This window comes from Candidatus Contendobacter odensis Run_B_J11 (genome assembly GCF_000531125.1).
In the GTDB taxonomy this organism is placed as follows: Bacteria; Pseudomonadota; Gammaproteobacteria; order Competibacterales; family Competibacteraceae; genus Contendibacter; species Contendibacter odensensis.
Map to the genome: position 1 here is coordinate 57,386 of NZ_CBTK010000298.1, position 12,547 is coordinate 69,932.

Here is a 12,547-nt window from a genome sequence, read left to right on the forward strand (position 1 = left end):
GATTTGCGGCCTGGGCTAGAACATCGGCTTCATCTAACTCTTTGATCTTGCTGAGAGGTGTGCGTTGTACTCACCCAACCCGTCGTGCGAATCACAGGAAAATTTACAGGAGGAAAAATAGCAACCTGCGAATACTGCTTTTTCTTCTTTCCGGCTTATTAGTGATTATCATTATTGGCGCCAATGAAGTATCGTTAGCGCTAACCGTTACTCTCCTTGGTGGGGGTGTGATTTATTCGCTGTGGATGCGGCGGGACTCTGGCGTTTTCTGGATCGGGTTGCTGATGATCGCCATTGGCGCAGTGCTGGTCAGTGTGCTGGCGCCAGGCAACTACCAGCGTTACGCCGACATCGCGCATGATGAAACCACGCTACGTCCCTCCGCCTGGCTGGCAGCAGGTCTTTATTTACCTTGGGTGACACTACGGTTCCTGTATTGGCTTTCCAATCCAGGCGTGTGGGCGTCGGCGGTTATTCTGCTGGCAACTACATTCCATTTCGCCAGAACACAGCTTTATATCAATGGAAAATTCAAGCGGTGGTTTCTGGCGCTGCCCGCGCTCTGGATCAGCATGATTTTCATCCTCAGCGCACTTGGTTTTCTAATTAACCACCATCCATTACCGGAGCGGGCAGAAAGCGTGGTTTATCTGTTATTCCTGCTCGGTTGGTATCCCTCATTTATCATCCTGGCTCATTTTCTGATTGGGGATAAAACCCAGCTTGACAATAACCATAACCGTCTGATCCTGCCAGCGATGGTATTGCTACTCATCAGCCTGCTGGGAGCGCCCAATATCTTTGAGGCTTATAAAGATGTGTACCGGGGTTATCGCTACGCTGGGGAGATGCGCGAAAGGATTAATACGATCCAGGCCGCCAAGAATCGGGGAGAAACAAAAATCGTGGTTGCCAGCGTCTCCAGACCACCGAGAACGCTATTCGCCACTGATCTCGAAACCGACCCGCGCAATTTTAGAAACACCTGTATGAGTGAATATTTCGGCATCGAGTCCATCCGGCTCGGTTCATCAACACCGCCTTAATGCGCTGTAACCTGCGGCTGGCATCAGCCGCAGACTGGTTTCAAAACAGGAAATAGCGTTGCGCCAGCGGTAATATCGCAGCCGGTTCACAGGTGAGCAATACGCCGTCCGCCCGCACTTCATAAGTCTGCGGATCGACTTCAATCACGGGCAAAGCGTCGTTGTGGATCAAGTCGCGCTTGCCAATAGCGCGGGTGTCTCGCACTGCCGCCAGCGTCCGCCGTAATCCCAGTGAATCCAATACGCCGCTATTCAGCGCCGCTTTGGAGACGAAGGTTAAACAGGTCGCCGCTAATGCCCCGCCCAAGGCTCCGAACATCGGTCGGTAATGCACCGGCTGCGGCGTTGGGATCGAGGCGTTGGCGTCGCCCATCGGGGCCGCGACGATGAATCCGCCCTTGATAATCAGCGAAGGTTTAGCGCCAAAAAATGCCGGTCGCCATAGCACAATATCGGCCAGCTTGCCGAGTTCCAGCGAACCTACGAGATGGCTGACGCCGTGAGTAATGGCCGGGTTGATGGTGTATTTGGCGAGATAACGCTTGACCCGGAAGTTGTCCGCATGATTACGCCCGTCGCCCTCTGAGGTTGAGGGTGGCGGGAGGTGGCCGCGCTGCACCTTCATCTTGTGGGCGGATTGCCAAGTGCGGGTGATGACTTCGCCGACCCGGCCCATCGCCTGCGAGTCGGAAGAGATCATCGCGAATGCACCCAGATCATGCAGGATGTCCTCGGCGGCAATGGTTTCGCGGCGGATGCGCGAATCGGCGAAAGCCACGTCTTCAGGAATCGCCGGATCGAGGTGGTGGCAAACCATCAGCATGTCGAGATGCTCGTCCACCGTGTTGACCGTGTAGGGCCGAGTGGGATTGGTGGAGGACGGCAGCACGTTCGGTTCGCCGCAGGCGCGAATGATGTCGGGGGCATGACCGCCGCCGGCGCCTTCGGTGTGATAGGTGTGAATCGCCCGACCCTTGAACGCGGCCAGGGTGTCCTCAACGAAGCCGGATTCATTGAGCGTGTCGGTATGGATGGCGACCTGCACATCGTAGCGCTCGGCCACCTCGAGACAGTTGTCAATCGCCGCCGGCGTGGTGCCCCAATCCTCGTGCAATTTCAGCCCCATCGCCCCGGCTTCAACCTGCTCTTCCAGCGCCGCCGGGCGGCTGGCGTTGCCCTTGCCGAGAAAGCCCAGATTGATCGGCAAGCCTTCGGCGGCTTGCAGCATTCGCCGCAAATTCCACGGGCCGGGCGTACACGTCGTCGCATTGGTCCCGGTGGCCGGGCCGGTGCCGCCGCCGATCATCGTGGTCACGCCCGACATCAGCGCTTCCTCAATCTGTTGCGGGCAGATGAAATGAATGTGGCTGTCGATACCACCGGCGGTGGCGATCAAGCCTTCACCGGCAATGGCCTCGGTGCCGGGGCCAATAATGATGGTCACGCCCGGCTGTACATCGGGATTGCCGGCCTTGCCGATCCCGACGATATGGCCGTCCTTGATCCCGATGTCGGCCTTGACGATGCCCCAGTGATCGACGATCAGCGCATTGGTGATCACAGTATCGACCGCGCCTTCGGCCTGTGAACGCTGCGACTGGCCCATGCCGTCGCGGATCACCTTGCCGCCGCCAAACTTCACTTCCTCGCCATAAATCGTGCAGTCGCGTTCGACCTCGATCCACAACTCGGTATCGCCCAGTCGCACCCGGTCGCCGGTGGTAGGGCCGTACATCTCCGCATAGGCGCGGCGATCCATCCGGCTCATGGCTTGGCCTCCAGCGATCCCATAATTTCAGCGCGAAAACCGTAGACTTCCCGCCCGCCTGCATAGGCGACTAATTCAACTTCACGTTCCTGGCCCGGCTCAAAGCGCACCGCAGTCCCGGCAGCGATGTCGAGCCGGTAGCCGTGCGCCCGCGCCCGGTCGAAGCGCAGGGCAGGATTGGTTTCAAAGAAGTGGTAATGCGAGCCGACCTGAATCGGGCGGTCGCCAGTGTTGGCCACCATGAGCGTAAGCGTTGGGCGTCCAACATTGAGTTCGATGTCACCCTCAGCAGTGAGCATTTCGCCGGGAATCATCAATAATCTCCTCAGGGAATCGGGTGGTGGACGGTGACCAGCTTGGTGCCGTCGGGAAAAGTCGCCTCGATTTGCACTTCCGGGATCAGTTCCGGGATGCCGTCCATCACTTCATCACGGGTCAGCAGAGTGCGACCGTAACCCATGAGGTCGGCGACGCTGCGGCCTTCCCGCGCCCCTTCCAGCAGGGCGCAGGAGAGATAGGCGACGGCTTCCGGGTAATTGAGTTTCAGGCCCTTGGCCTTGCGCCGTTCTGCCAGCAGGCCGGCGGTAAACAGCAGCAGCTTGTCTTTTTCGCGGGGCAATAATTCCATAAGAACCTTCTCGTAGGTGGTCAGGTATTCCAGAAGCGGGAGGGACAGGCCGGGCGATTTAATATCGCTGGTCTGAGTACCTCCCATGCCAGAGTAAAAAGTCGCCGCGCCCGCACCGCCGATGGACCGAGATAGCGACCAATCAATACACCATCCAACTGAGTGACGGTTGCCAATTCTCCCGCACCCGTTGCGGGTAAAAGCGCCATGAGTTCCTCCCATCCAGCGCGAATGATGTTCACCCCGTCCGGTGGCGAACCGGCGCAAAGCAAGGTGGCGCTGACCGGCTGGTTTTGCAAACCCCATCGCGCCGCAAGCACCGGATCGCCGCCGTTATAGCGGCTATGTTCGAGATAGAGCGGCTCACCGTCGCGCCAGAGTTCAAAATTCTGGCGGTATTCGCCCGTCGTGAAAATTTCACCCGCCGCCGGGCGACCCAGACAGAGAATTTCCCAGCCGATGAAACGGGCATCGCCCTGGAGTTCAACGCGGGTGATAGCGTGGATTTTGGCGCCCGCGTAAACGATATTCTCCTGCGGCAGCCATTCCAGCACCGCGCCGGCCGCGACGGTAAGGCGCTGAGTCTGGTAAGCCATCGGGCCGGCACTGCGGTAGAACTTGCCAGCGGCGGGAGTCGTGATCAGCGCGTGGCTGTTAGCGTCGAGCGCAGCATTGAACCGCAGTTCGTCGCCGCCGACCACGCCACCGGGGGGATGTAGAATAGCGACATGGCAAACGGCTTCACCTTCAGGATAAAACGGGCGCTGCACCTGTAAAGGGCCACGATGGAGGCATGACCCCAGGATGGTGCGCGAACCCTGCCGCTGGAAGCCGAGCGTCAGGCAAGCCTGCCAGCCTTTCGAGGGAGTGGGAACTGTGGCCCGTAGCGGCATCCGGTAGTCTTCCCCTGCGGAGTAGAATTTTTTTGCTAGGATAACAAGATAGCAAGCAGTGACTGAACTTGCCGAGGAGCCGCGCAAAGACCGTGATTCCCAATGACCCTGAATTTCGATCCAATCCCGAAGGGCTACTGTGCCTGCCCGCCGAACTCGATCATCTACCGGCATTTCTCAATCATGTTCGCCAAATTGCCGAGGTCGCTGGTATGGCTGCCGTGCAGGCATCCCGCCTGGAGCTGGCGATTGAAGAAGCGCTGGTCAATGTTTGCAACTATGCCTATATCGGTCAGACCCCGACGGGTGCGGTGCGCTGCCGGGTTGTCGTTCAGCCTGACGGCCTGCGGGTTGATATCGCGGATGAGGGGCCACCGTTCGATCCGCTGGCCCGGCCCGATCCTGATACAGCCCTCGACCTTGATCAACGCGAACCCGGCGGTCTCGGCATCCTGCTGATCAAAAGCCTGGTGAGCGAAGTCAGCTACCGCCGCGAAGATGGCCGGAACGTGCTGACTATCAGAATGGATAAAGCAGCGGCGGGGAAACCGGATGCTGCATCATGAGCATAGCTGAGAAGAAGGCAAACTTCGTTCGCCGCGCTCTCCATCCCCGGCTTGAAGGCCGAGGCTTTCCGCACGATTCGGGTAAAATGCTGAGTGTCCGCTCAGGTTATTGATCGCTGAGTTTATCAGTGATGGTCTGCGCCAACGACTGCGGTTCCCGGCATACGATGCGTGTATATTTTGCAAATCATCCCTCGCGAGAAACCACGATGACCCTGCCCGATCCTAATTCCACCGTCGCCCTGGCGCTGGCCGAAGATGTCGGCGGCGGCGATCTGACCGCCGCCCTGATTTCCGAACACGCCCAAGCGGAAGCCACCGTCATCAGCCGCGAGAACGCGGTGCTGTGCGGAATCGCCTGGTTCGACGCCGTTTTTCACCAACTCGATTCACGCATCAACACCCATTGGCAGGCGGCTGACGGCGACCGGATTGAACCCAACCAATTACTTTGCACTCTGCATGGCCCGGCCCGCGCCCTGCTGACCGGTGAACGCACCGCGCTGAATTTTCTACAAATGCTATCCAGCACTGCCACGCTGGCCCGTCGTTACGCTGACACGGTAGCCGGCACTGGAGCCACGATCCTGGATACCCGCAAGACTCTGCCCGGTTTGCGGCTGGCGCAGAAGTACGCAGTTCGCTGCGGCGGTTGCCAGAATCACCGTATCGGTTTGTTCGACGCGGTGCTGATCAAGGAAAACCACATCATGGCCGCCGGATCGATCAGCAACGCCATTGCTGCGGCCCGCCGCCTGTACCCGGGCGTCACCGTTGAAGTCGAGGTGGAAACGCTCGCTGAACTGGACGAAGCCATCGCCGCCCGGCCCGATATTGTCATGCTGGATAATTTCGACCTGGCAACCATGGTCGAGGCAGTGAACATCACTGATAAGCGGGTCAAGCTGGAGGCGTCCGGCAATGTTAATTTCGACACGGTTCGCAACATTGCTAAAACCGGGGTGGATTATATTTCCATTGGCGGCTTGACCAAGGACGTGCGCGCCGTGGATCTATCGATGCGCTTCAAAACTGTTTGAAAGACGGTTAGCTGCTCGGCGAAGCGATTGATTGGATCGATTTCTAATACTCCACCCTGGTGTAGATTTTCTCAGCCGCCTGGCGCGCATCGCGCAGCGTGTGAATGCCGTGAGCCGCCAGTAGCGGAATCATCCGCAGAAAAATTTCGCCCGTGACCAGGGCATCCCCTAACGCAGTATGTCGGGCGACGATAGTGACGCCCAGCCGCTCGGCAATGGCTTCCAGCGCATGAGATTCCTGGTGGGGATGCAGCACTTCCGACAGCAGCAAGGTATCCAGCACCGGTTGGGTAAAACGAATACCCGTCCGGGCTTCCTTCAGTTGCAGAAAGCGCAGATCAAACGCGGCGTTATGACCCACCAGCACAGTGTCAGCGCAATACTCATGGAACTGGGGCAACACCTCATCAATCACGGGTTGCCCGCGTAACATCTGGTTGGAAATACCGTGAATCGCCTCTGATACTGCCGCAATCGGTCGTTTCGGATCGACCAACTGCTCGTAGGTCTCGTACCGGAGCAAGCGACTATTCACGATGCGCACTGCGCCGATAGAAATGATCTCATCTCCCGCTGATGGATCGAGGCCGGTCGTCTCAGTATCCATCACGGTGTACGTCAAATCCGTGAGCGCAACATGATCAAACTCGGTGGCGGCAGCGGTCTGCTGAAACAAATCGAAGTCGTAAAACGCAGGACGGCTTTCACCGTAACGCATCGGGGTGTCGCGTGAGGGTCGCACCGGTTTAGCGACAGGCAAAAGGAAACGGAAGAAGGTGTGTTGTGATTCCTTCTCAGCGATGAATACAATCTCCGCCGCATGGCGTTCAGTAACATCATGCAGCGTCAGCGGGCTGTCTTCACCCCCGATGCGCATGGGATCCATCTCCCAATCATCCAGAGTTTGTTGCGACAAAATCGGTCCCGACCAGAGCAGATCAAGCTCCACGATGCGCCCGTGCCGGGCCAGATTGAAACGGATCTCCCGTATCTCATGCTCTTGTTTCAACCGGCCCGCCAGATAGGTAAGCGCTTGAACCAGCGTGTAACTGTCCGCCTTGATCCAGATCGACTCATCGAAATTTTCCGTTGCTGAGAGGGTAGTCAAGCCCAACCGGCTTTCGATGCGCCGCCGCGCCGCCGCGATGATGTCAGCGCCCAGCATTTCTTCCAGCGGCCAGCGGGTTTTCAGCGAATCGGCGTAGTCGGTGGTCGTCTGATCGAGCTTGCCACTGAGAGCGTGTACTTCTTCACTGATGACCTGAATAAACCGATCCCGCTGTTCGCAGTTGGGGTAGCTCATTAAGGTTTCTACAGCGGCCCGGATATTCGCCAGCGCGGCCCGACTCCCTTCGGTAAAGGATTGCAACAACATATCGCGCGTGCTATCCAGATCGAAGGTGTGAGTAATGTTCTCCAGCGTCATCACGAATCCGCTAACCGTCATTGCAGGATTGGCGGGTGGTGCTGCATTAGACAGTACCGGCGCCATTCGCACCCGGATGAGTTGCCCGGATGGAGTGGTAATCACAAACTGTGAATTTAATTCAGCATCGTTTTTTTTCAGCCGTGCTTGAATGCTTTCCAGTTCATGAGCCAGCACGCTGCGATCAATCAAGGTAAAGATGGAGCGACCGAGGCCGATCAGCACGATTGAACCCGCGCTTCGCCCATTGGCTGGATTGCCAAACACTTGCCGCGCCCGTTCGTTGTAAAGCAGGATGCGCCCATCAATGTTGCACACCAGCACGCCTTGGGAGAGTTCCGACATCAATGCCGCCAGCCGATTTTTCTCCGCTTCCACTGACGACTTCGCCTGGATAATTTTAGTTTCAAAATCAAGCGCCAGCGTTTCGCTGTATTCCGCCAGCGCATTCGTCGCCTGCGCCAGACTCCTGATTTCGGAAGGTCCGGCAGCCTCGATGCGATGACTGCGGTTTGCATTGAGGATGATGCGAATCCCTTCGGCGATTTTTAGCGATCCCTTGACATAGATTTGATGGGCAATGACAAAAGCGATGCCGAGGATCACCATGCGCAGCACCCCAAGCTCCAGGAGTAGCTCTACCCGCGAGGACAACATCGCGGAAAGGCGTTGCCGGTTTTCCGGCTCCAGGTCGTAGTACATCGCGTAGTTCGCCGCAAGTTCCAGACCCGCTACCAGTGTAAGAAAGCCGATCAGGGCAAGAAGGATTTTGAGCATTTCGTTCACGGGCAGACCGAGAGATAGGCAGAGTTTTTTACAGCATAGACAAAAGCAAGTAAGGCTTATACTTTTTTACTGTCCGATCCCGTAACCTCCGGACCCCGCGTTTTCACCACAAAAAAAGAGGAAGAACTATGTCAACCGCCATCTATGAGCGGATCCGCAACAATCCGAAATTCGATATTCTCGTCGCCAAGCGCAGCCGGTTCGCGTGGACGCTGACGGCAATTGTCCTGGGTATTTACTTTGCCTTCATCATGATCGTGGCATTTAACCCCAAGTTGCTGGCCACGCCTATCTTCGCAGGCGGCACGGCCTCCATCGCCTGGCCGATTGGCGCGGGGATGATCCTGCTGTTCTGGTTGATGACGGGGATTTATATTCGTCGCGCCAACAGCGAATTTGATGACATCAACGCAGAGATCGTGAAGGAGGCTGTCGAATGAATCGTGGAATACTGAAGTTTGCCGTCGCCGCGCTGGCGTTGGGCTGGATGGGGTTGGCCGTGGCCGCCCCGGATGTTGGTCAAGCTGAAAAACAGGGGCTTAACATCCATGCCATCGTGATGTTCTTCATCTTTGTGATGGCGACCCTGGGCATCACCTACTGGGCAGCCAAACGCACCAAGACCGCCAGCGACTACTACACGGCGGGCGGCGGCATCACCGGAACCCAGAATGGCTTGGCCATCGCCGGCGACTACATGTCGGCGGCCACTCTGCTTGGCCTCACCAGCATGACCTATTTCCAAGGTTTTGACGGCTATATCTACTGCATCTGTTTCTATGTCGGCTGGCCGTTCATCATGTTCATCATGGCCGAGCGCCTCCGTAACTTGGGCAAGTTCACCTTTGCTGATATCACGTCCTATCGTTTGGATCAGCGGCAGGTTCGCACTGTCGCGGCCATCGGCTCGCTGACTGTGGTGGTGTTCTACCTGATTGCGCAGATGGTAGGTGCGGGACAGCTTATCAAGCTGCTGTTCGGTCTGGATTACTGGATCGCGGTGGTCATCGTCGGGGTGCTGATGGTGGTCTACGTGACCTTCGGCGGCATGATCGCCACCACCTGGGTGCAGATCATCAAAGCCTGCCTGCTGCTCGGCGGCGGTACGCTGGTGATGCTGTTGGCATTTTCCCAGTTCGGCTTCAATTTTGAGACGCTGGCGATTAAAGCGGTCGAGAATTCCAAGAAAGGTATCGCGCTCATGGCGCCGGGCGCCTTCCTCTCTGATCCGGTGACCGCAATTTCCCTGTCGCTGGGCTTGATGTTCGGCACCGCCGGCTTGCCACATATTCTGATGCGCTTCTTCACCGTGCCTAACGCCAAGGAAGCGCGCAAGAGTGTGTTTGTCGCCACCCTTTGCGTTGGCTTCTTCTTCACCGTGGTGGCGATCATGGGCTTGGCGGCGGTCACTATCGTTGGCACCAACCCGCAATATTTCGAGGGCGGCGTTGTCGGCACCAAGCTGTTGGGCGGCAACAATATGCCCGCCATGCATCTGGCCCACGCGGTCGGCGGCAACATGATGTTGGGCTTCCTGTCGGCAGTGGCCTTCGCCACCATTCTCGCCGTCGTGTCGGGTCTGGCGTTGGCCGGCGCTTCGGCGATCTCGCACGACCTTTATGCCAATGTAATTCGCCGGGGTCAGGCAACCGAGGCTGAGGAAGTGCGCGTATCCAAGCGTTCTTCGCTGTTTCTCGGAGTGTTGGCCGTTCTGCTCGGCATCGCGTTCGAGAAGCAGAATGTGGCGTTCATGGTTGGTCTGGCCTTTGGCGTTGCTGCGTCGTGCAATTTCCCGGTGCTGATCCTTTCCATGTACTGGAAGGGGCTGACCACCCGTGGCGCAATCTGGGGCAGCATTGCCGGTTTGGTGTCAGCGGTGTTGATTGTCGTGCTGTCCAAAGCGGTCTGGGTCACCGTACTCGGCAACGAAAAAGCTCTCTTTCCGTATGAGCAACCGGCGCTGTTCTCCATGCCGCTGGCGTTCTTCATGGCGTGGCTGGGTTCAGTGACAGACAGCAGCGTCCGGGCGACCAAGGAGAAAGAGGCATTCGAGGATCAGTACGTGCGCGCTCAAACCGGCTTTGGTGCCGCTGGCGCCGCTGCCCATTAGACAAAGCTGAAACGATGGCGAAATCCGTCATCGCTAAAACGCGAAAGGGGAAGACCATCGGGTCTTCCCCTTTTTTAGTGATGACGGACTGCATTCAGACCAGTGGCTTCTCCGACACGATCAAGCCGTCTTCATCGGCGTAGAGAGAATGCCCCGGGATAAAATTCACTCCGGCGAAGCGCACCGGGATATCCCGCTCGCCCACGCCGCGTTTGACGCTCTTGAGGGGATGCACCCCCAATGCTTTAACGCCGATGCCGAGTTCGGCGATAGCGCTGGAATCGCGGATGCAGCCGTTAACCACGACTCCCGACCAATCGTTTTCTTCGGCCAACTCAGCGATTTGATCGCCCAGTAACGCACAGCGTTGCGAACCACCGCCGTCCACGACCAATACTCGACCATCACCGGGTTCTTCGAGTACGGCGCGAACCAGGGAATTATCTTCGAACACTTTCAGGGTGACAATGGAACCGCAGAACATCAATTCACCGCCGTAATCACCAAAAACCGGTTCGGCAATTTGCAGACGGTCGGAAAATTCATCGCATAAATCAGTCGTTTTGAAATCCATGGGGGCTACTCTCGCGGGTTGCAATAAGGGCGCGGAGAGTCTAGCACAACTGGGTGGGGGTCTCAGCGACCTATGATGTTTCACAGGCGCCTGGAATGAAACAGTCTCCTGCTTTGAGCTGCGAATTACTCGAAAGGAAGAAGAGAGAACTGTTCACAGCGTTGTAACAAGGAACCGAAGGAAAAATGAGGTTTCCTCCGGTTCATCATGTTGATTTAGCACCTGTTAAAGGAGAGGGGGATCAATGAATGATCCACAGGGCGTCGGATACCAGGCAAACCCCGCCAAAGCGCTTGAGTATCGGTCTAATCGCCTCCACGATTTGCGATACTTTTTCCGCCGGGCAGGCCGTCATCACATAAGTGTTTTTGAACACATCGGTGATTTCATCGCCAGGGCGAATGCCGCGATCTCCACTGCCAGTGACATCCCGGATCACGGTATAGCCAGAGACGCCTATATTTTCGAGAGTCTTGGCGACTTTCCCAAGTCCCGTGGAGTCCATAATGATTTCAATCCGCTTAACCGGTTGCATGGGATTCAGCTCCAGAAAACTTTGAGGACTGACAGGTATAAAGGCAAGCCGACGATGATATTGAATGGGAAAGTAATCGCCAGTGACATCGGTACATACAGGCTGGGATTAGCCTCCGGGATAGCCAGACGCACTGCGGCAGGCACGGCAATATAAGACGCGCTGGCGCACAGCACGACAAATAGCAGTGCATTACCTAGAGACATTCCCATTAAACCAGCCAAAATCATGCCTATCAAGGCATTGCCCAGAGGAATCAGAATGGCGAAGCCGACGAGAGAGGCGCCTGCTTTCCTTAAATCCTTAATACGCCGCGCTGCTACCAGTCCCATATCGAGCAGGAAAAAGGTCAAAATACCTCTAAACAGATCCTTGGTAAAAGGTTCCAATGCCTTCTCGCCAGGCCCACCTGCGCTTAACAGACCGATGACCAAACTACCAAGAATCATCAATACCGATCCATTAAAGACTGCATCCCGCAACAGTTCGGACCAGGAAAAATCACTCTGATGCTCAGAGCTGTCGCCAGATTTGCCGGCGTTGAATAGATTCGATAGCGAAGACCAGGTAAATTCAATCTGGTTTGGACTGGTGGTCGTAAAAAGGCGATACAACAGGACGCCAATGATAATCGCCGGCGACTCCATCAAAGCCATTGCTGCTACCATGTGTCCGCCAAAAGAAATTTCCAGCTTCTGTAGAAAGGCGGTAGCGGTAATAAAAGTAACTGCACTGACTGATCCATACGTAGCGGCAATAGCCGCCGAGTCATGCACGGTTAGCTTTAACCGGCGCGTCAAAATAAAAAAGCTGTAAAGTGGCACCACTGAAGCCATCACAACAGCCGCCAGCATGGCTGTTGCGACCTCCCAAGTCATACCGCTATGAGCCAGTTCGGTACCGCCTCTGTAGCCAATGGACATTAACAGGTACAGCGAAAAAAATTTCGCCAGTGGTTGCGGAATTTCCAGATCAGACCGCAAGAAAACTGCCAACATGCCCAGAAAAAAGAACAGGATTGGCGGGTTAAGAAAGTTGTTTATAATCAGACTTATATCCATAATTTCCCTGAGGCGTCATGGTTGTTGATTTCGATAGGCTTGGTGAAACAGGGGTAAAGCGAGATAAAAACGCTAAACCATGGGATTAGTAGATTTAATCGCAATTTTCTACTC

13 protein-coding genes are annotated in these 12,547 nt (G+C 56.3%); 5 read left to right on the forward strand and 8 right to left on the reverse strand.

Annotated elements, in window-relative coordinates; all coding sequences use genetic code 11:
• Nucleotides 1–59: 59 nt before the first annotated feature.
• A complete protein-coding gene (locus tag BN874_RS19890; RefSeq protein WP_230314502.1) occupies nt 60–1,046 on the forward strand; it encodes a DUF6056 family protein in 987 nt (328 codons plus the stop codon).
• A 40-nt stretch (nt 1,047–1,086) separates the two neighbouring features.
• Here BN874_RS19890 and ureC read toward each other — a convergent pair whose 3' ends face one another.
• From ureC to BN874_RS19910, 4 genes are read right to left on the reverse strand one after another with little or no spacing between them, the layout of a single operon-like run.
• Nucleotides 1,087–2,814 (reverse strand): urease subunit alpha, encoded by a 1,728-nt coding sequence (gene ureC, locus BN874_RS19895; RefSeq protein WP_034436267.1) that lies wholly within the window; start codon nt 2,812–2,814, stop codon nt 1,087–1,089.
• Entirely contained in the window at nt 2,811–3,128 is a 318-nt protein-coding gene (locus BN874_RS19900; protein WP_034436268.1) for an urease subunit beta, read from the reverse strand. Before BN874_RS19900 ends, ureC begins: the two co-directional genes overlap by 4 nt.
• 11 nt (nt 3,129–3,139) lie before the next feature.
• Nucleotides 3,140–3,442, reverse strand: coding sequence for an urease subunit gamma (ureA, locus tag BN874_RS19905; protein WP_034436270.1), 303 nt, complete (start codon nt 3,440–3,442; stop codon nt 3,140–3,142).
• 20 nt (nt 3,443–3,462) lie between these two features.
• Nucleotides 3,463–4,335 carry an urease accessory protein UreD gene (locus tag BN874_RS19910; protein ID WP_034436273.1) on the reverse strand — a complete coding sequence of 291 codons (873 nt, stop codon included), beginning with the start codon at nt 4,333–4,335 and terminating at the stop codon, nt 3,463–3,465.
• 92 nt (nt 4,336–4,427) lie between these two features.
• Here BN874_RS19910 and BN874_RS19915 point away from each other — a divergent pair, with 92 nt between their 5' ends.
• Both BN874_RS19915 and nadC read left to right on the forward strand, forming a co-directional pair.
• Nucleotides 4,428–4,901: an ATP-binding protein gene (locus tag BN874_RS19915; protein ID WP_051498120.1), complete on the forward strand. Its 474-nt coding sequence runs from the start codon at nt 4,428–4,430 to the stop codon at nt 4,899–4,901.
• A gap of 209 nt (nt 4,902–5,110) precedes the next feature.
• A complete protein-coding gene (gene nadC / locus BN874_RS19920; protein WP_051498121.1) occupies nt 5,111–5,941 on the forward strand; it encodes a carboxylating nicotinate-nucleotide diphosphorylase in 831 nt (276 codons plus the stop codon).
• Nucleotides 5,942–5,984: 43 nt separating this feature from the next.
• Here nadC and BN874_RS19925 read toward each other — a convergent pair whose 3' ends face one another.
• Nucleotides 5,985–8,144 carry a 3'-5' exonuclease gene (locus BN874_RS19925; protein ID WP_034436275.1) on the reverse strand — a complete coding sequence of 720 codons (2,160 nt, stop codon included), beginning with the start codon at nt 8,142–8,144 and terminating at the stop codon, nt 5,985–5,987.
• Between the two features lie 137 nt (nt 8,145–8,281).
• Here BN874_RS19925 and BN874_RS19930 point away from each other — a divergent pair, with 137 nt between their 5' ends.
• Nucleotides 8,282–8,593 carry a DUF485 domain-containing protein gene (locus BN874_RS19930; protein WP_034436277.1) on the forward strand — a complete coding sequence of 104 codons (312 nt, stop codon included), beginning with the start codon at nt 8,282–8,284 and terminating at the stop codon, nt 8,591–8,593.
• Nucleotides 8,590–10,263, forward strand: coding sequence for a cation acetate symporter (locus BN874_RS19935; RefSeq protein ID WP_034436279.1), 1,674 nt, complete (start codon nt 8,590–8,592; stop codon nt 10,261–10,263). The genes BN874_RS19930 and BN874_RS19935 overlap by 4 nt, the downstream gene beginning before the upstream one ends.
• Nucleotides 10,264–10,357: 94 nt before the next feature.
• Here BN874_RS19935 and rraA read toward each other — a convergent pair whose 3' ends face one another.
• From rraA to BN874_RS19950, 3 genes are all read right to left on the reverse strand, one after another.
• Complete coding sequence (gene rraA / locus BN874_RS19940) at nt 10,358–10,837, reverse strand: ribonuclease E activity regulator RraA (protein ID WP_034436282.1); 480 nt, start codon at nt 10,835–10,837, stop codon at nt 10,358–10,360.
• Nucleotides 10,838–11,078: 241 nt separating this feature from the next.
• Nucleotides 11,079–11,372 carry a P-II family nitrogen regulator gene (locus BN874_RS19945; protein WP_034436284.1) on the reverse strand — a complete coding sequence of 98 codons (294 nt, stop codon included), beginning with the start codon at nt 11,370–11,372 and terminating at the stop codon, nt 11,079–11,081.
• 5 nt (nt 11,373–11,377) lie between these two features.
• Complete coding sequence (locus BN874_RS19950) at nt 11,378–12,433, reverse strand: sodium-dependent bicarbonate transport family permease (protein ID WP_034436286.1); 1,056 nt, start codon at nt 12,431–12,433, stop codon at nt 11,378–11,380.
• Nucleotides 12,434–12,547: the final 114 nt, after the last annotated feature.